General features: G+C 69.5%; 15 protein-coding genes. All 15 read right to left on the bottom strand.

Annotation, left to right across the window (positions count from 1 at the left end; all coding sequences use genetic code 11):
- Positions 1-99: 99 nt before the first annotated feature.
- Positions 100-1,125, bottom strand: coding sequence for an esterase/lipase family protein (locus tag IT779_RS01160; RefSeq protein ID WP_196147238.1), 1,026 nt, complete (start codon positions 1,123-1,125; stop codon positions 100-102).
- A gap of 76 nt (positions 1,126-1,201) precedes the next feature.
- Entirely contained in the window at positions 1,202-1,864 is a 663-nt protein-coding gene (locus IT779_RS01165) for a PadR family transcriptional regulator (protein ID WP_196147739.1), read from the bottom strand.
- Between the two features lie 458 nt (positions 1,865-2,322).
- Positions 2,323-4,956, bottom strand: a complete 2,634-nt coding sequence (locus tag IT779_RS37360) for a primosomal protein N' (RefSeq protein WP_332838642.1) — start codon at positions 4,954-4,956, stop codon at positions 2,323-2,325.
- Between the two features lie 126 nt (positions 4,957-5,082).
- Positions 5,083-6,294, bottom strand: a complete 1,212-nt coding sequence (metK, locus tag IT779_RS01175; RefSeq protein ID WP_196147239.1) for a methionine adenosyltransferase — start codon at positions 6,292-6,294, stop codon at positions 5,083-5,085.
- A 241-nt stretch (positions 6,295-6,535) separates the two neighbouring features.
- Positions 6,536-7,810, bottom strand: coding sequence for a bifunctional phosphopantothenoylcysteine decarboxylase/phosphopantothenate--cysteine ligase CoaBC (coaBC, locus tag IT779_RS01180; RefSeq protein ID WP_408637715.1), 1,275 nt, complete (start codon positions 7,808-7,810; stop codon positions 6,536-6,538).
- 3 nt (positions 7,811-7,813) lie between these two features.
- Positions 7,814-8,089: a DNA-directed RNA polymerase subunit omega gene (gene rpoZ, locus IT779_RS01185; protein WP_040708326.1), complete on the bottom strand. Its 276-nt coding sequence runs from the start codon at positions 8,087-8,089 to the stop codon at positions 7,814-7,816.
- Positions 8,090-8,160: 71 nt separating this feature from the next.
- Positions 8,161-8,742, bottom strand: a complete 582-nt coding sequence (gene gmk, locus IT779_RS01190) for a guanylate kinase (RefSeq protein WP_196147241.1) — start codon at positions 8,740-8,742, stop codon at positions 8,161-8,163.
- A gap of 8 nt (positions 8,743-8,750) precedes the next feature.
- A complete protein-coding gene (gene mihF / locus IT779_RS01195; RefSeq protein WP_040708330.1) occupies positions 8,751-9,071 on the bottom strand; it encodes an integration host factor, actinobacterial type in 321 nt (106 codons plus the stop codon).
- A 1,062-nt stretch (positions 9,072-10,133) separates the two neighbouring features.
- Complete coding sequence (gene pyrF / locus IT779_RS01200; protein ID WP_196147242.1) at positions 10,134-10,958, bottom strand: orotidine-5'-phosphate decarboxylase; 825 nt, start codon at positions 10,956-10,958, stop codon at positions 10,134-10,136.
- A gap of 36 nt (positions 10,959-10,994) precedes the next feature.
- A complete protein-coding gene (carB, locus tag IT779_RS01205) occupies positions 10,995-14,333 on the bottom strand; it encodes a carbamoyl-phosphate synthase large subunit (RefSeq protein WP_196147243.1) in 3,339 nt (1,112 codons plus the stop codon).
- Positions 14,333-15,454, bottom strand: coding sequence for a glutamine-hydrolyzing carbamoyl-phosphate synthase small subunit (carA, locus tag IT779_RS01210; RefSeq protein ID WP_196147244.1), 1,122 nt, complete (start codon positions 15,452-15,454; stop codon positions 14,333-14,335). Before carA ends, carB begins: the two co-directional genes overlap by 1 nt.
- A complete protein-coding gene (locus tag IT779_RS01215; RefSeq protein WP_196147245.1) occupies positions 15,451-15,948 on the bottom strand; it encodes a PH-like domain-containing protein in 498 nt (165 codons plus the stop codon). Before IT779_RS01215 ends, carA begins: the two co-directional genes overlap by 4 nt.
- The gene (locus IT779_RS01220) at positions 15,949-17,250 is read right to left on the bottom strand and encodes a dihydroorotase (RefSeq protein WP_196147246.1); all 1,302 of its coding nucleotides are present in this window, start codon (positions 17,248-17,250) and stop codon (positions 15,949-15,951) included.
- 48 nt (positions 17,251-17,298) lie between these two features.
- On the bottom strand, positions 17,299-18,258 hold the full coding sequence (locus IT779_RS01225) for an aspartate carbamoyltransferase catalytic subunit (RefSeq protein WP_196147247.1): 960 nt from the start codon (positions 18,256-18,258) through the stop codon (positions 17,299-17,301).
- The gene (pyrR, locus tag IT779_RS01230) at positions 18,255-18,890 is read right to left on the bottom strand and encodes a bifunctional pyr operon transcriptional regulator/uracil phosphoribosyltransferase PyrR (protein ID WP_198428033.1); all 636 of its coding nucleotides are present in this window, start codon (positions 18,888-18,890) and stop codon (positions 18,255-18,257) included. Before pyrR ends, IT779_RS01225 begins: the two co-directional genes overlap by 4 nt.
- Positions 18,891-18,905: the final 15 nt, after the last annotated feature.

The raw sequence follows: 18,905 nt of genomic DNA on the forward strand, positions 1-18,905 counted from the left end.
GCGCCCGAAGATCCCCGACGCGAAGCCTCCGACCTGATAGAACCGGGGTACGGTCCGGGCGGGGTGTCCACACCTCCGCCCGGCCGTCCGCGGCGCGGATCAGGAGTTGCCCGCGATCACCACCTCCGGGATGCCGGTGCCGAGCGGCACCGGCTCGCAGACCGGGTCGCTCGCCGCCGGATCGAGCGCGCCGACCAGCAGTTCGCGCACGAACGGGTCGTAGACCATGTGGAAGTGCCCGGTCAGATTCGCCGGGCAGAGGTCCTGGATCGTGATGTTCTCCGCCCCCGGACCGCGCAGCGCGATATTGGCGAACGGCTGGATCATCTCGTCCACTCGGCTGCCGACGGTCACGTACCGAGGGCCCGGCACCGTGTCGCCGCCCGCGTTCAAGTCGACCATGGTCGGCGAGCCCTGCGCCTGCTGCACCGCCGCCAGCGAGGTGACGCGCGCGAAGATGTCCAGCGCGCCCGGAATCGCCTGCGCGATGGGGACGAGGCCGTACATGACGCCGCCGTAGGTTGGCGAGGCAAGCCCGACCCAGGTCCCCACCTTGGGCGCGCCGCCCAATTTGTTCACGTAGTACCGGGTGACGTTGGCGCCCTGGGAAAATCCGACGAGGTCGACCTGCTCGGCGCCGGTGACCGCGAGCACCGTGTCGACGAATTCGCCGATCTGACGCGCGCTGGTGCGCAGGTCCTCGGTGCCGTAGGTGTCGGCGCCGGGCGCGCCGCCGTAGTTCAGCGCGAACACGCACAGCCCCACTTCGGCCAGGCGCGGGCCGATGGCCGACCAATCGGAATAGGCGGTGGAATCGGTGCCGTGCGCGAGCACAACGGGACGGGGATGGGCGGAATCCGGAACGCAGCCGAAATCGTTGGTGCCCGAAGGGGTTACCTCGTGATGCGTCTTCTGATAGAAGGCCGCCGCCAAGTGATCCGGTTGCGGTGGTGCGAATTCGGTCGGCACCGCGGGCGACCGGTGGGCCTCTACATCGGCCCCCGCCACATCGGCCCCCGCCGTCGCGCCGGAGCCGAACAAGACGGCTCCGGCCGCGACGCAGGCCAGCAACCCCCGCCGCCATTGTGATGTATCCCTACCCAACAACCCCGACCGTTGTCCCATATCACCATGGTGCACCGCCGTCCCGAAAGACGTACGCGCAGGGCACATCCCTTGTGTAACGGTTTGCCGACGAGCGTTACTTCTCCGTGTCGTCCTCGGCGAGTATGCGATACAGCGAACGCCGGGCATCGGTGAGCACCTCGGCCGCCTTCTCCGCCTGCTCCGGGGTCCCCGCGGCCGCGACCTGCGCCACCGCACCCATGAGCTGCCCGACGAGCCCGCGCAGATCCAGCGCCTGCGCACCGACATCACTCGTGACATCGGCCCAGGGATCGCCCAGTTCCTCCCGATTCCCCTCGACGTATTCGACACCGGCGTCGGTCAGTTTCGCGGTCTTGCGACCGGAGACCTTCTCGATGGCGATCAGCCCCTCGTCCTCGAGCTGTGCGAGCGCGGGGTAGATCGAACCCGGACTCGGACGCCACACGTCGTCGCTGCGCTCCCGAATCCGCTGGATCAATTCGTAACCGTGCATGGGCCTTTCGGTGAGCAGCAGCAGCACCGCGGCGCGCACGTCACCGCGCCTGCCGCGACCGCCGCGCCCACGACCGCGCCCGAAGTGCGGACCCGGCCCGAAACCGGGACCGAACCCCGGTCCGAAGCCGCCCGGCCCGAACTCGGGCCCGAAACCGGGCCGCCCACCACGCCGATGCGCACGTCGCTCCGGCCCGAACTCACCGCGCTCGCCCGCGCGCCTACGGCCGCGCCATCCGAAATCTCGTTTCTCGAAGTTGTACATGTCTGCCTCCTGAGGCTCTTGCGTTTCGTTCATACTATCGACGATATATCGACAATGCATCGATTGCAAGGGTCGCTGAGCGGGATCAGCCGACAGACACCGAGTCGACCCCTGCGAACGCGGGATGCGGACCGCGGTCGCGCGACGAAACGGACGACAGATTGCCTGAACCGGACAGCGAAGATCGGCCGATCTCGAGTCGCCGCACCCTGGCACCGGTGGTAATTCAGAATTCGCCGATACGGCAGGCAGACACGATGTCAACCGACAGACGCACTATTCGCGGGCGCGGGACGGCGTCGAGGGCCGCGCCGAGAACACCCCCGGCGTGTCGCACTATCTCGCGGGCGCGGGACGGCGGTCGCGCTACGCGATGAACGACGGCGGATACCCGAACCGGCCGGCGTGGGCCGATCTCCAGTCGCGGGGCCTGCCCTCGCACGGCGGTAATGCGGGGATCAGCCGATGTCGACCGGGTCGATCTGCACCCGGAGGGGGGCGTCCGAGCGGTGGGTGCTGCGGACCGCCTGAGCCTCGATCAGAGCGCGCGCGAGAGCCGGGCCGTGGCGGCGGTGTACACGCAGGATCATGCGTTCGACTTCGGCGGGGGAATCGCCTGCGAACGGCTTGCGGGCGAACGGTGGGAGCGGGACCGGGCCGAGGACCTCGGCGTCGGCGGGCAGGGTCGCCAGCCGCAACAGTTCGTCGATGGCGTCGGTCGCGCCGTCGATGGCGGCCATGCGCACGGCGGGCGGGAAGCCCACTTCGGCGCGGGCGTCCACCTCGGCGCGCGCGTGGCCGACCGGGTCCCAGCGCACCAGCGCTTGCACGGTCGGCAGCGACGGTTCGGCTACGACCACCACCTGGCCGTTCGCCCTGACCAGGGCGGCGGCGCCCATCCAGCGGCGCAGCGCGTCCTCGGCGGCCCGCAGGTCGGCGCGGCCGAGCAGGGCCCAACTGTCCAGCAGCAGGGCGACGCCGTAACCGCCGCGCACCGTCGGTTCCGCGCCGACGGTCGCCACCACCACCTGCGGACCCGGGTCGACGGTGTCGAGCAAGGCGCCGCCGCTCGAACCCCGGATCGGGACATCGGGGAACGCGCGCCCCAGTTCCTCGGCGGTGCGCACCGCGCCGATCACCACCGCGCGCAACGCCCGCGACGCGCACACCGTGCACCGGAACGCGGCCTCGGTGATACCGCACCACCGGCACGCCGGACTGCGTGCCTCGTTCGGATCGTCGCCGCGACCTCGACGCTCGGGCAGGGCGAGCGCACCGTTGCAGTGCCTGCAGCGCGCGGGCGTCCGGCATTTCGCGCAGGCCAAGGCCGGGACGTAGCCGCGCCTCGGCACCTGCACGAGCACCGGCGCCCCCTCTTTCAACGCGGCGCGCGCGGCGGCGAATGCCACGCCGGGAATGCGGATCGCCCTCGCGATCGGGTCGCGTTCCAGGGCGATATCGGAATCGCCGGGCGCGCTGATCCGCGGCGCGTGGCGGCGCACGACCGCGCGATCGGCGACCAGATCGCGAGCCCACCCGCTGTCGACGACGGCCTGCGCCTCCGCGGTCCGCGCGAATCCCGCGACAACGAAGGCCGCGCCGGTCTCGTGGGCGCGCAGCATCGCCACCTCGCGCGCGTGCGGATACGGCGCGCGCGGTTCGGCGTAGGTGTCGTCGCCGTCGTCCCAGATGGCGACCAGACCCAGGTCGACGGCGGGCGCGAAGGCCGCCGCCCGAGTGCCTACCACCACCTTCGCCTGCCCGCGCAGCACCGCGAGCCACCGGCGGTAGCGTGCCGCGGGCCCCAGCCCCGCCGACAGGCCGACCGCCGAATCCCCCACCAGGAGAACACATTCCGCCAGGACACGATCGAGGTCGCGCTGGTCGGGCACCAACAGGATCGCGCTGCGCCCGGCGGCGGCGACCGTTGCCGCCAGCTCGGCCAACCTGCGTGCCCAATCCTCACCGGGCAACGCCTGCCATGCCGCCCGCACACCTCTACCGTCCGCGAGCGCCGCGACGAACGCGCCACCGTGCAGGTAGTGCTCCCAGGGCGCGTGATCGAACGCGACCACACTCGATACCTCGGAACGCGCGGCGTCGCCGTCCGCCGCGTTCGGGCCGATGGCACCCCGCGACTCCACCTGGTCCGCCGAACCGATCCGCCCCTCGGTGGGATCGGAACCGGCCACCGCCCCGGAAGACACGCCCCCACGATCGACAACCGAGGACGCGGACCCGACATCTTCACCCGATGCCGCATACTCGACGACCGCACCGAAGCGCTCGCCCTCCGCACCGGAACTCACGTACCCGGCAACATCTTCGGGAGACCCGAACTCCGGACCTCTAGCGGGAGTTGCGAATTCGCCCTTCGCACCGGAATGCGGCGAGGAGATCTCGGCATCGCTCGCCGATGCGATCGAATCCGATGACGCCGCGGTGCACGCCCCATCGGCCCCGGCAGTCGCTTCGACTGTCTGAGCCGGATCAACGGCTCGCGCCGCCCGCGCTTGCGAGGCCGCGGCGGGATCGTGCCGGACCGACGGCGTCTCGGCGCGGCCGATGGATTCCGGATGCGCCGTTTTCGCATCCGCCTCGCGAAATTCATGCTCTCGATCTTCGGAATTCGCCGGAGACTCGCGGGCGGATTCCGCATTTCGCGCCGAGACCATATCGCCCGGACCGGAATCCGGTGCGACAGCTGGAGTTTCGAACTCATCGGAATTGTCGTCGGCGAATTCGGCGGACTTCTTCCGCGCCGCGCCGCCGTTCTCGGTGCGGGCGTGCCGTGGCGGGATCGCCAGGCGCAACACGTCGGCGCGTGTCCCGGCGTAGCGGTGCGCGACGGCGACGGCCAGGGACAGGACCTCCGGAGTCAGCACCCGCTCGGCGGAGACCACCCGTTCGAGGCGCACCATCTTGCCGGTGTGCTCGGTACGTTCCAGCCGACGCAGCAGATAGCCGTCGACGAGGCGTCCCGCGAAGCGGATGCGCACCCGGACGCCGGGTTGGGCGATCTCGTCCAGTTCGGGGGGCACCACATAGTCGAAATCACGGTCGAGATGTGCGGGCGTCAGCAGAGGCAGCACCCGGGCGATGGGGAGGGCGGGCGCCGTCGGAGACGACGCCGCGCCCGCGGACGTGCGGTCCGCGGGCGCGGCGGTAGTGGTCGGCGCGCGCCGAGTCACGCCGTAACCCGGAACCGCACGGCGTCCTCAGAGACCGACGGCGGCGCGCAGCTTGTCGGCGCGGTCGGTGCGCTCCCAGGGCAGATCGATATCGGTGCGGCCGAAGTGGCCGTAGGCAGCGGTGGGCGCGTAGATCGGGCGCAGCAGGTCCAGATCCCGGATGATCGCACCGGGCCGCAGGTCGAAGACCTCGGTGATGGCCGAGGAGATACGGACCGGATCGGCCTTCTCGGTGCCGAAGGTCTCCACGAACAGACCGACCGGAGCCGCCTTGCCGATGGCGTAGGCCACCTGCACCTCGACGCGATCGGCGAGGCCTGCCGCGACGACGTTCTTGGCCACCCAACGCATGGCGTAAGCCGCCGAGCGGTCGACCTTCGACGGGTCCTTGCCGGAGAAGGCGCCGCCGCCGTGGCGGGCGAAACCGCCGTAGGTGTCGACGATGATCTTGCGACCGGTGAGGCCCGCGTCGCCCATCGGGCCGCCGAGTACGAACTTGCCGGTGGGGTTGACCAGCAGGCGGACGTCGGAGGTGTCGAGGGTCGGCAGGTCGAGATCGGCGAGCACCGAGTTCAGGACCTTCTCGCGGATATCGGGGGCGAGCAGGTTGTCGAGGTCGATATCGGCGGCGTGTTGGGTGGACAGCACGACGGTGTCGAGCCGGACCGCGCGGTCGCCCTCGTATTCGATGGTGACCTGAGTCTTGCCGTCGGGCCGCAGGTAGGGCAGCACGCCGGACTTGCGCACCTCGGTGAGCCGCCGCGAGAGCCGGTGCGCGAGCGCGATGGGCAACGGCATCAGCTCGGGGGTGTCGGTGGTCGCGAAGCCGAACATCAGTCCCTGGTCGCCCGCGCCCTGCTTGGCGATCTCGTCGTCCTCGCCGCCGACGCGCGCCTCGTGCGAGGTGTCGACGCCCTGGGCGATATCGGGCGACTGGGCGCCGATGGCGATGTTGACGCCGCAGGAGTTGCCGTCGAAACCTTTTGCCGAGGAGTCGTATCCGATCTCGAGGACCTTCTCGCGGACGATGCGCGGGATATCCGCGTACGCGGAGGTGGTGACCTCGCCCGCGACGTGCACCTGACCGGTGGTCACGAGCGTCTCGACCGCGACCCGGCTGCGCGGATCCTGCGCGAGTAACGCGTCGAGGATGGAATCGCTGATGGCGTCACAGATCTTGTCCGGATGACCTTCGGTCACGGACTCACTGGTGAATAGGCGGCTGCCAGACGTACGCACAGTTGTTCCCTCTCCCTCAACGGGTTTCTCGTATTTGCCGGACCACGACAGTAGTGCGACCGCACCACAGCGCAACCCTTAACCTCAGACTATTCCAAACCACCGACAGGGTGGTGCGGCTCGAATCGCGCACACACCGATCCGCTGACCATACCGTCCCAGACGGGCTCGGCCCGCGTGTCCTGGCGCGTCGCGACCGCGCGGTCGGTGTGCCCGTCACCGCACGATCGTCGGACCGCGATCAGTCGCGCAACAGCGGTCCGAGCGCGTCGAGCACCCGACTCGCCAGCAAAGCCTTCGAGCCGTGGTCGAGCGCCTGTTCCGCGCCGTCGGCGCCGAGCAGCCACCCGTCGTTGGTGTCGACCTCGAACGCCTTGCCCTCGCCGACGGCATTGACCACCAGCAGGTCGCAGCCCTTGCGCGCCAGCTTCGCGCGCGCGTGGGTCAGGACGTCGCCGTGTTCGTCACCGGTCTCGGCGGCGAATCCGACGATCGCGGTGCCCGGCAGGTGCCCGTCGCGCCGCGACTGCACCAAGCCCGCGAGAATGTCGTCGGTCTTGGTCAGCGCGATGACATCGGGTTCGCCCGCGCCCTTCTTGATCTTGGCCGCCGCTACGTTCGTCGGCCGGAAATCCGCGACGGCCGCGGCCATGATCACCGCGTCCGCGCCGATAGCGTGCTTGTCGACGGCGATCTTCAACTGTTCGGCGGTGGTGACGTGCACCAGATCGACGGCGGCGGGCGCGGCCATCTCGATCGTGTTGCCCGCGATGAGCGTGACGTGGGCGCCGCGCTGGGCGGCCACCCTGGCCAGGGCGTAACCCTGCTTGCCCGAACTGCGGTTGCCGAGGAAACGGACCGGGTCGAGCGGTTCCCTGGTGCCGCCCGCGGTGATGACGACGCGGCGGCCGACCAGATCACGCGGAATGGCGTCGGCGCGTTCTTGGAGCAGCATCGCGAGTCCGAAGATCTCCTCGGGCTCGGGCAACCGCCCCGGACCGGTGTCGGTGCCGGTGAGCCTGCCCGAGGCGGGCTCCATGACGATCGCGCCGTGCGCGCGCAGGGTATCGACATTGGCCACCGTCGCCGGATGCTCCCACATCTCGGTGTGCATCGCGGGCGCGAACAACACCGGACATCGGGCCGTCAGCAAGGTGGCGGTGAGCAGATCGTCGGCGCGGCCGTGCGCGGCGCGCGCCATCAGATCGGCGGTGGCGGGGGCGATGACCATCAGGTCGGCCTCCTGCCCCAGCCGGACGTGCGGCACCTCGGGCACGTCGGTGAACACGTCGGTGTGCACCGGGTTGCCCGACAGCGCCTCGAAGGTGGCCTTGCCGATGAACTGCAAGGCCGACTCGGTGGGGACAACCCTGACGTCGTGTCCGGTCTCGGTGAAGCGGCGCACCAGCGCGCAAGCCTTGTACGCGGCGATCCCACCGCTGACACCGACGACGATCCGTGTGGTCACTACCCCTCCGGGTGGCTGATCCCCGCGCGGGCGGGGATGGACGACTATCGTTTATTCGCCTTCGGAATGCTCGAGCAGATCGGAGTGGATCTCGCGCATCGCCACCGACAGCGGCTTCTCCTGCAGGCCGGGCTCGACCAGCGGGCCGACGTACTCGAGGATGCCGTCGCCGAGCTGGTTGTAGTAGTCGTTGATCTGACGGGCCCGCTTGGCCGCGTAGATGACCAGCGCGTACTTCGACGAGGTGCGCTCGAGCAGTTCGTCGATCGGGGGGTTGGTCAGGCCGACCGGTGTGTCGTACGCGGGCACGGTCTTGGTGTCGCTCACTAGGGAGGCTCCTGCGGGTTGTCGTTGGAAAATCAGCGGGTGTCCGAGAGGGGGCCGCGAACACGCGGCGACTATCTCGAAATTGTGCTAACGAACAACGATACCAACTGCTCACAGGCACTGGTCACGTCGTCGTTCACGATCACGATGTCGAACTCGTCACAGGCCGCCAACTCGACCCTGGCGGTTTCCAGCCGTCGCGCGATCACCTCGGGCGACTCGGTGCCGCGCGAAGTGAGCCGGGAAACCAGCTCGTCCCAACTCGGCGGCGCCAGGAACACCAGGATGGCCTCCGGCATGGCGCGGCGCACCGAGCGGGCGCCCTCCAGGTCGACCTCGACCAGAACGTTCTTACCGGCCCGCAGCGCGTCGCGCACCGGCGCCGCCGGTGTGCCCGAGCGCTGGAGTCCGCCGTGGATATCCGCCCATTCGAGCAGTTCGCCCGCCTCGATCATGGCGTCGAACTCCGCTCGGGAGACGAACCGGTAATCCAGCCCGTCGATCTCCCCCGGCCTCGGCGCCCGTGTCGTCGCGGACACGCTGAACACCAGTTCGGGCAGGAATTCCCGCACGCACCGCACGACCGTGGATTTGCCGACGGCCGAGGGGCCGACCAGTACTACCAGTCGGCCCTTCCGCGTGTGTTCGACCACCCTCGTGATCAGGCGTCGAAGTCGAACCGGGCGAGCAGCGCCTTGCGCTGCCGATCGCCGAGCCCGCGCAGACGGCGGGTGGGAGCGATCTCCAGTTCGGTCATGATTTCCGCCGCCTTGACCTTGCCGACCTTGGGCAGGGCCTCCAGCAACGCCGACACCTTCATCTTGCCGAGGATCTCATCGGTCTCGGCGTCCTTGAGGACACTCTTCAGGTCGGTGCCGCCACGCTTCAAACGCTCCTTGAGCTCCGCCCGAGCGCGGCGAGCGGCCGCCGCCTTCTCCAAAGCAGCGGCGCGCTGCTCGTCAGTCAGCTGGGGAAGGGCCACGGTTCCTCCGTCTCATCGTTCATTGCATCAACTACCGCCGGTAACCCGGACGGTCCCAGCGACCGTACCCACGCCGTCCACCAATTGCGAACCCACCCCCCAGGTCAGCGCATGATTCCGGATGCACTACGGACGCACCGGTCCGGATGCGCACGGTGCCCCGACACCTGCGGTGATGATCTAGACATTCCGACGAAATACGCTGCGACCAGGAGATTTTCAGAAATTTCGCGCGGTAGCGGAACGGTAGCGGCGAGGTCGCGACACGGCGCGACTGTCGCACACGCGCCCTACCAGGAACTTTCTGGAAATTTTCCGCGTGTCGATTGGAACTCGCCGCGTGTCGTATCGAACACATGTCCCATCCATGCCGCGAACGTGCACCGAAAACGGGCCTGCGCGCCCGCTGAAGCCCCGAGAACGGTCCCTTCGCCATCGGAGGATGCCGCTCTCGGCCCGATCACGCAGCGTGGCGCACAGCCGCCGAGGCCGCGAGCGGACGCGGGCGCGTATGCGCCGCGACATGCCCCCCTGACGCAACGTCGAGGTGGGGGCGCCGCGAAACCGCAGAAATCCGCCCCGGCGGTACGCGCGAGGTTGGCGACGGAGCGAATGGTCCACGCGACGGAGACGATCACCCACCGCGAAGACGATCGCCGAGCGTCGACGAGTACCCGGCCGCTCATCGAGGTCGATGAGGCGACCGCTCGACCACAACGCGCATCCACCTGCCCGGTGGCGCCGGGTGGGCGACCACTCAGCCGCGACGCACCCCCAACCACCCAGCGGCAACGCACCCCCAACCGCTTAGCGCGGCACCAGGCATCCGACCGCTCAGCAGCAAGGCACACCCGACCGCTCAGCGCGGCACCAGGCATCCGACCGCTCAGCAGCAAGGCACACCCGACCGCTCAGCGCGGCACCAGGCATCCGACTGCTCGGCGACATACGGCGGGCGGCGGCTCGGCGGGGACGGGCATCCCACCGCTCGGTCGCAACGAGTATTCGACTGTCGGCGACAGCGCGCGTCCGACTGCTCGGTGACCACCGCGAAACGATCGCTCAGCGGCGGAGGAACGCGAACTCGTCCTGGATCGCGGACAGGGCGGCACGCAGCGCCGCCACCGACGGGCCCGCGCGCAGCACTTCGCGCGACACCGCGGGCACCGCCGAGGCGAATACCGATTCGGGGACCAGCGCCCGCACGCTGTCCGGGCCACCGCCCTGCGCGCCGACACCGGGCATCAGGATCGGGCCGTTCAGTCCTGACAGGTCCGGCGCCTGCGCGAGGGTCGCGCCGACCACCACGCCCACGGACCCGAATTCGACGTCGGCATTACAGCGCGCCGCCTCGTCGACCATGGTCTGGGCGACCGTGCGCCCCCCGGCGGCCGCGGCCGACTGCACCTGCCCGCCCTCGGGATTGGAGGTGGCGGCGAGTACGAAGACTCCGCGCCCGTTGGCGCGGGCCAGGTCGAGAGCCGGTGCGAGGGAACCGAATCCGAGATAGGGCGAGACGGTGACGGCATCGGAGCCGAGCGCGCCGTCACCGAGCCAGGCCCGCGCGTAGGCATCCATGGTCGAGCCGATGTCGCCGCGTTTGGCGTCGGCCAGTACCAGGGTGCCCGCGGCGCGCAGGTCCGCGACGGCGCGTTCGAGCGCCGCGATTCCGCGCGAACCGTAGGGCTCGAAGAAGGCGACCTGCGGTTTGACCAGCGCGACCGCGCCACCGAACGCCTCCACGCAGATCGCGGCGAACTCCGCGACGCCGTCGGCGTCCTCGGTCAGCCCCCACGCGCGCAACAGCGGTGGGTGCGGGTCGATACCGACGCACACCGGACCGAATTTCTCGCTCGCCGCCCGCAGTCGCGCGCCGAAGGTCTTCATCGAACCCGCCCTCCTCGTGAGATCGCCGTTCCGAAATCAGCCACGCAGCACCGAGTGCAACTCCTGGAGCGACCGCACGCCGATACCGCCGTTGATACTCGCCTCGATGCCCTGCACCGCCGCGGCCGCGCCCTGCACCGTGGTGATGCACGGGATGTTCACCCCGACCGCCGCGGTGCGGATCTCGTAGCCGTCCACGCGCGGACCGGAATTGCCGTATGGCGTGTTGAACACCATGTCGATCTCGCCGTCGCGGATCTGCTCGACGATGCTCGGCCCATCGTCAGCGCCGTCGGCGGGTTCGGAGTGCTTGCGCACCTGCTGACACGGAATGCCGTTGCGGCGCAACATCTCCGCGGTGCCCTCGGTGGCGAGGACGCGGAATCCGAGGTCGTGCAGGCGTTTCACCGGGAAGACCATGGCCCGCTTGTCGCGGTTGGCGATCGAGACGAATACGGTGCCCCCGGTCGGCAGCGAACCGTAGGCCGCGGCCTGGCTCTTGGCGAAGGCGGTGCCGAAATCGGCGTCGATGCCCATGACTTCACCGGTGGACTTCATCTCCGGCGACAGCAGCGAGTCGACCCCGCTGCCGTCGGCGCGCCGGAACCGGTGGAACGGAAGCACCGCCTCCTTCACCGCGACCGGCGCGTCCAGCGGAACGTGCCCGCCGTCGCCCTCGGCGGGCAGCATGCCCTCCTTGCGCAGCTCGGCGATGGTGGCGCCCATGGTGATCCGGGCCGCGGCCTTGGCCAGCGGCACCGCCGTCGCCTTGGACACGAACGGCACCGTCCGGCTCGCGCGCGGATTCGCCTCGAGCACGTAGAGCACGTCGTCCTTGAGCGCGTACTGCACATTGAGCAGGCCCTTGACCCCGATCCCCTTCGCCAGCGCGATCGTGGAGCGGCGCACCGCCTCGATATCGCTGCGGCCGAGGGTGATCGGCGGCAGCGCGCACGCGGAGTCGCCGGAGTGGATGCCCGCCTCCTCGATGTGCTCCATCACGCCGCCGAGGTAGACCTCCTCGCCGTCGCACAGCGCGTCCACATCGATCTCGATGGCGTCCTCGAGGAACCGGTCGACCAGCACCGGGCGGTCCGGGGTGAGTTCGGTGGCGCGGGAGATGTAGCCCTCGAGCGAGTGCTCGTCGTAGACGATCTCCATGCCGCGACCGCCGAGCACATAGGACGGGCGGACCAACACCGGGTAGCCGATCCGGGCGGCGATCTTCTTGGCCTGTTCGACGGTGGTCGCGGTGCCGTACTTGGGTGCGGGCAGGCCCGCGGCGACCAGCACTTCCCCGAATTCGCCGCGGTCCTCGGCCAGGTCGATGGCGGCGGCGCTGGTGCCGACGACCGGCACGCCCGCGTCGGTGAGGCGCTGCGCCAGACCGAGCGGGGTCTGCCCGCCCAACTGCACGATGACACCGACGACGGTGCCCGATTCGCTCTCCGCGTGATAGACCTCGAGCACGTCCTCGAAGGTCAGCGGCTCGAAGTAGAGACGGTCGGCGGTGTCGTAGTCGGTGGAAACGGTCTCCGGGTTGCAGTTGACCATCACCGTCTCGAAACCCGCCTGCGACAACGTCTGCGCCGCGTGCACGCACGAGTAGTCGAATTCGATGCCCTGGCCGATGCGGTTGGGTCCCGAGCCGAGAATGATCACCTTCCCGCGTTCGCGCTGCGGCGCGACCTCGGACTCGGCGGCCGGATCGAGTTCGTAGGCCGAATAGTGGTACGGGGTCTTGGCCTCGAATTCGGCGGCGCAGGTGTCGACGGTCTTGAACACCGGGCGAACGCCGAGCCGGTGCCGCAGCGCCCGAACCCCGGTCTCGCCCGCGAGTTCGGGGCGCAGCGCGGCCACCTGGCGATCGGACAGGCCGTAGTGCTTGGCGCGGCGCAGCAGCGGTTCGTCCAGCACCGGCGCCTCGAGGATCTCGGTGCGCAACTCGACCAGTCCGGCGATCTCGGCGACGAACCACGGGTCGATACCGGAGGCCTGCGCGACCACTTCGATGCTCGCGCCGTATCGCAGCGCCCGTTCCACCTGATAGATGCGCCCTTCGGTGGGGGTGCGCAGATCCGCGAGGATCGCGTCGATCGCCGCGCCGACATCCTCGTTGACCGGCGCCCAGCGCCCGTCGTCCTGGGTCCAGAAGCCGACGGCCTTGGTCTCGAGGGACCGCAGCACCTTGCCGAGCGCCTCGGAGAAGTTGCGGCCGAGCGACATCGCCTCGCCCACCGACTTCATGGTCGTGGTCAGCGTCGGGTCGGCGCCGGGGAACTTCTCGAACGCGAACCGAGGCGCCTTGACCACCACGTAGTCCAGCGTCGGCTCGAAGCAGGCAGGCGTCTCCTTGGTGATGTCGTTGACGATCTCGTCGAGGGTGTAGCCGATCGCGAGTTTGGCGGCGATCTTGGCGATCGGGAATCCGGTCGCCTTGGAGGCCAGCGCCGAGGAGCGCGACACCCGAGGATTCATCTCGATGACGATCAGGCGCCCGTCGGCCGGATCCACCGCGAACTGGATATTGCAGCCGCCGGTGTCGACGCCGACCTCGCGCAGGATGGCGATGCCGAGATCGCGCAGCCGCTGGTACTCACGGTCGGTGAGGGTCATGGCCGGGGCCACGGTCATCGAGTCGCCGGTATGCACGCCCATCGGGTCGACGTTCTCGATCGAGCAGACGACCACGACGTTGTCGCGGCCGTCGCGCATGAGTTCGAGCTCGTATTCCTTCCAGCCGAGGATGGATTCCTCGATCAGGACGTTCGCGGTGGGCGAGGCGGCAAGGCCGCCGCCCGCGATGCGGTCGAGATCCTCGTGGTCATAGGCCATGCCCGACCCGAGTCCGCCCATGGTGAACGAGGGACGCACCACCACGGGGAAGCCGAGTTCGGCGACCGTGGCGCGAACCTCGTCCATGGTGAAACAGACGGCGGAGCGGGCGCTTTCGCCGCCGACCTTCGCAACGATGTCCTTGAACTTCTGGCGGTCCTCACCACGCTGGATGGCCTCGAAATCCGCGCCGATCAATTCGACGCCGTACTTCTCCAGCACCCCGCGCTCGTGCAGGGCGACCGCGGTGTTGAGCGCGGTCTGCCCGCCGAGGGTCGCGAGGATGGCGTCGGGCCGCTCCTTGGCGATCACCTTCTCGACGAACTCGGGGGTGATCGGCTCCACATAGGTGGAGTCGGCGAATTCCGGGTCGGTCATGATCGTCGCCGGGTTGGAGTTCACCAGCGACACCCGCAGTCCCTCCGACCGCAGCACCCGGCACGCCTGGGTGCCCGAATAGTCGAATTCGCACGCCTGGCCGATGACGATCGGTCCGGAACCGATGACCAGAATGTGCTTCAGATCCTGGCGGCGAGGCATCAGGCTCCTTCCATGAGACCGGCGAAACGGTCGAAGAGATAGGCGGCGTCGTGCGGTCCGGCGGCGGCCTCCGGGTGGTACTGCACGGAGAACGCGCGGCCGTCGATCAGGCGCACGCCCTCGACGGTGCCGTCGTTGGCGCAGACATGGCTGATCTCGGCTGGGCCGAACGGGGTGTCGAACCGCTCCCCGCGCTCGCCCTCCAGCGCGAATCCGTGATTCTGCGCGGTGATCGAGATGCGGCCGGTCTCGTGTTCGACCACCGGGATGTTGATGCCGCGGTGGCCGAACTTCATCTTGTAGGTGCCTCGGCCGAGCGCGCGACCGAGGATCTGGTTGCCGAAGCAGATGCCGAACAGCGGCAGGCCCTTGTCGAGTACACCGCGGGTCAGTTCGACCGCGCCGTCCTGGGTTGCCGGGTCGCCCGGCCCGTTCGACAGGAATACGCCGTCGGGCTTCAGCTCGAGGATGCGGTCGATCGAGGTGGTCGACGGGACGACGTGCACGCGCATCCCGCGCTCGGCGAACATGCGCGGGGTGTTGGTCTTGATGCCGAGATCGACCGCGACCACGGTGTGCCGATGGGAACCGGTGGGCTCGATCGTGTACAGCGCGTCGGTGCTCACCTCCTCGGCCAGGTCGGCGCCGAGCATGGAGGGCTGTCCGGTGACCCTGGCCACCAACTCGTCGGTATCGGCCAGCGCCGCACCGGAGAAGATGCCCGCCTTCATCGAACCGCGGGTGCGCAGATGGCGCACGAGCGCGCGGGTGTCGACGCCCGCGATGCCGACCACCTGCTGACGGCGCAGTTCCTCGGGCAGCGTGGTGGTGGCGCGCCAGTTGGACGCACGGCGCGCCGGATCGCGCACGACATAGCCCGCCACCCAGATCCGGCCGGACTCGTCGTCCTCGTCGTTCCACCCGGTATTGCCGATCTGCGGCGCCGCGGCGACCACGATCTGCCGGTGGTAGCTCGGATCGGTCAGCGTCTCCTGGTATCCGGTCATCGCGGTGCAGAACACCGCCTCGCCGAGGGTCTGCCCCACGGCGCCGTAGGCGGCGCCGCGGAAGATCCGCCCGTCCTCCAGTACCAGGGCGGCGGCGTCGGCCGTCTCGCTCATCTCTCGTCATCTCCCGTCATCGCCCTGGCCCACGCCGGGTACACCGTCTTGTCGTCGCCTCGGAAACCGGTATCGATCTCGGTTCCGGTCGGCAGCTTCCAGCGAATCACCAGCACGCCGTCCTCGGTCATCACCTTGCCCGCGTGCCCGCGCTCGGTGCGCACGGCCGTGATGGACTCCTGCGGAATCCAGATCACCGTCGCGCCGTCGCGTTCGAGCAGGATTCCGCGTTCGAACCTGGTCAGCTCGGCCGTGGCGCGGAAACCGAGGTCGCCCACCGCGATTCGGTCCTGCCAACTCGGCGCCAGCGTGCTGCCCAGATACATGCCGGTCGTCGGCTCGAGCACCTGGGCGCCCAGTTCGGCGGGCACCGGCGGCAGCTCACCGATGCGCTCGGACTGGCTGGCCGCACGCTTGTGCCAGCTCCGCCACATCAACCACACGCACAGCGCGAACAGCGCGAACAGTCCGACCACCCACAGTGTTCTCTCCATTTACGGACCTCCCACCGCCATGCCGTCGCGCGCGGTCACCCGGCCGCGCAACACCGTCGTCGTCACCTTCGCGGGAAACGTCATGTCCTCGAACGGGGTGTTGTTCGAGATGCTGGCGAGGTCGGCGCCGCGCACCGTCCAGCTCGCCACGGGGTCGACCAGCGTCAGGTTGGCCGGTTCGCCCACCGCGATCGGGCGGCCGTGCTCGTCGAGTCCGACGATTTCCGCGGGCCGTTCGCTCATCACCCGCGCCAGCCCGCGCCAGTCGAGCAGACCCGGCTCGACCATGGTCGCCACCACGATCGACAGCGCCGTCTCCAGGCCGAGCATGCCGGGACGCGCGGCGGCGAATTCGCAGCACTTGTCCTGTTCGGCGTGCGGGGCGTGATCGGTGGCGACGCAGTCGACGATGCCTTCGGCCAGCGCGCGCCGCAACGCGAGCGCATCGGAACTCTCGCGCAGCGGCGGGTTGACCTTGTTGACCGCGTCGTAGGTCTCGAGGCGCGAATCGTCGAGCAGCAGATGGTGCGGCGTGACCTCGGCGGAGATCGAGATCCCCTGCGATTTCGCCCATCGGAGCAGTTCGACGGTGCCCGCCGTGGAGGCGTGGCAGATGTGTACGCGGGCGCAGGCGTCACGGGCGAGCAGCGCGTCGCGCGCGACGATGGACTCCTCGGCCGCCCTCGGCCAGCCCGCGAGACCGAGCCGCGCGGCGGTCGGGCCCTCGTGGGCGACCGAGCCGCGCGTCAGCCGCGGCTCTTCCGCGTGCTGCGCGACGAGTACGCCCAGGGATTCGGCGTATTCGAGGGCGCGGCGCATGATGAGCGGATCGTGCACGCACTGCCCGTCGTCGGAGAACATGCGCACCGCGCCGACCCCCGCCGCCATCGTGCCCATCTCGGCGAGCTGCTCCCCGGCGAGTCCGACGGTGACCGCGCCGACCGGATAGACGTCGACGAGGCCGACTTCCTGTCCACGTCGCCACACGTGATCGGTGACCACGACGGAATCGGCCACCGGATTCGTATTGGCCATCGCGAAGACCGCGGTGTATCCGCCCAGAGCCGCCGCCGCGGAACCGGATTCGATGGTCTCGGTGTCCTCGCGACCGGGTTCGCGCAGGTGGGTGTGCAGGTCGACGAAGCCGGGCAGCAGTATCTGCCCACCCGCCTCGATCACCTCCGCCTCCGGCGCGGCGATCGGACCGGAAGCGATCTCGACGATGACGCCGTCGCGCACCAGCACGTCCATCGGATCGCCCTCGCCGTAGAGCCGCGCGCTCCTGATCACCAGATCAGCCATGCCGCACCTCCCGAACACTCGATCCACGCACCGCCGACATCCGCCGCGTCATGCGACGACCACCTCCTGTGTCCCGATCAGCAGACGGAACAGCACCGCCATCCGCATGTGCACGCCATTGGTGACCTGGCGCAGAATCGCGGCGCGCGGCGAATCCGCGACCGTGGACGCGATCTCCATACCGCGCAGCATCGGCCCGGGATGCAGCACCACCGCGTGCTCCTCGAGCAGCGCGAGCCTGCGCTCGGACAATCCGTAGCGCACCGCGTACTCGCGCGCCGACGGGAAGAATCCACCGTTCATGCGCTCGGCCTGCACCCGGAGCATGAGCACCGCGTCGGCGCCGGGCAATTCGGCGTCGAGTGCGTGCGACACCCGCGCGGGCCAGGTCTCGACGCCGACCGGCAACAGCGTGCGCGGCGCGACCAGCACCACGTCGGCGCCGAGGGTGTGCAGCAGGAAGACATTGGAGCGAGCCACGCGGCTGTGCAGGATGTCGCCGACGATGACCACCCGCTTGCCCGCGATATCGCCGAGGCGCTGTCGCAGGGTGAGCGCGTCGAGCAGGGCCTGGGTGGGATGTTCGTGGGTGCCGTCGCCCGCGTTGACGATCGCGGGCGGCGCCGAACCGTCGGCGGCGGCCCACGCGTCCATCCAGCGCGCGATCTGGTGGGCGGCGCCGGAGGCCGGATGCCGCACGATCAGCGCGTCGGCGCCCGCGGCGTGCAGGGTCAGCGCGGTGTCGCGCAGCGATTCCCCCTTGGAGACCGAGGAGCTGCTCGCGCTGACATTGATCACGTCGGCGCTCATCCACTTGCCCGCGACCTCGAAGGACACGCGCGTGCGGGTGGAGTTCTCGTAGAAGACCGTCATCACGGTGCGGCCGCGCAGCGTGGGCAGCTTGTGCACCTCGCGGCCGAGCAGCGCCTGCTCGAAACGTTCGGCTTCGTCCAGCAATTCGCTCGCCGCGGCGCGGTCGAGATCGGTGACCGTCAGCAGGTGTCTCATCGCGGCGGCTCCTGCTCCTGATGCAGGAAGACGCCGTCGCGTCCGTCGTGTTCGGTGAGCAGCACCGAGATGTCCTCCGAGCGCGAAGTGGGCACATTCTTACCGACGAAATCCGCGCGGATCGGCAGTTCGCGGTGGCCGCGGTCGATCAGCACGGCGAGTTGCACCGCGCGCGGGCGACCGAGATCGCGCAGGCCGTCCAGCGCCGAACGCACCGTGCGGCCGGAGAACAGGACATCGTCAACGAGGACGACCAGCGCGTCGTCGATACCGCCGTCGGGAACGGAGGTGCGTTCCAGCGGGCGGTGCGGCCTGCTGCGCAGATCGTCGCGGTACAGGGTGATGTCGAGGGAGCCCAGCGCTGGACGCACGCCGGAGAACTCCTCGATCTTTCCCGTCAGCCGGGCCGCGAGCGTGGTGCCGCGGGTGGGGATGCCGATCAATACCACCCGCGGCGCGGCGGACCCACCCGAATCCAGGGCGGTCCTCTCGATGATCTGGTGCGCGATGCGCGCGATGGTCCGACCGACATCGGAAGCCGACAACAGCTCGCGCCCCGCCGCCACCCATTCGGGAGTGTGGCGCTGCGATACCTCGCCGGATCTGGCGGCCCGCTCTCCGGGCACAGCCATGCCGACCTCCTTCCC

Source organism: Nocardia bovistercoris (assembly GCF_015674855.1).
In the GTDB taxonomy this organism is placed as follows: Bacteria; Actinomycetota; Actinomycetes; order Mycobacteriales; family Mycobacteriaceae; genus Nocardia; species Nocardia bovistercoris.

Excerpts from the sequence above, each read along its gene's own strand:
- IT779_RS01165 (WP_196147739.1), bottom strand. The coding sequence starts at position 1,864 with ATGTACAACTTCGAGAAACGAGATTTCGGATGGCGCGGCCGTAGGCGC.
- carA (WP_196147244.1), bottom strand. The coding sequence starts at position 15,454 with ATGAGCGAGACGGCCGACGCCGCCGCCCTGGTACTGGAGGACGGGCGG.
- IT779_RS01215 (WP_196147245.1), bottom strand. The coding sequence starts at position 15,948 with ATGGAGAGAACACTGTGGGTGGTCGGACTGTTCGCGCTGTTCGCGCTG.
- IT779_RS01160 (WP_196147238.1), bottom strand. The coding sequence starts at position 1,125 with ATGGGACAACGGTCGGGGTTGTTGGGTAGGGATACATCACAATGGCGG.
- pyrR (WP_198428033.1), bottom strand. The coding sequence starts at position 18,890 with ATGGCTGTGCCCGGAGAGCGGGCCGCCAGATCCGGCGAGGTATCGCAG.
- IT779_RS01225 (WP_196147247.1), bottom strand. The coding sequence starts at position 18,258 with ATGAGACACCTGCTGACGGTCACCGATCTCGACCGCGCCGCGGCGAGC.
- pyrF (WP_196147242.1), bottom strand. The coding sequence starts at position 10,958 with ATGAAGACCTTCGGCGCGCGACTGCGGGCGGCGAGCGAGAAATTCGGT.
- carB (WP_196147243.1), bottom strand. The coding sequence starts at position 14,333 with ATGCCTCGCCGCCAGGATCTGAAGCACATTCTGGTCATCGGTTCCGGA.
- IT779_RS01220 (WP_196147246.1), bottom strand. The coding sequence starts at position 17,250 with ATGGCTGATCTGGTGATCAGGAGCGCGCGGCTCTACGGCGAGGGCGAT.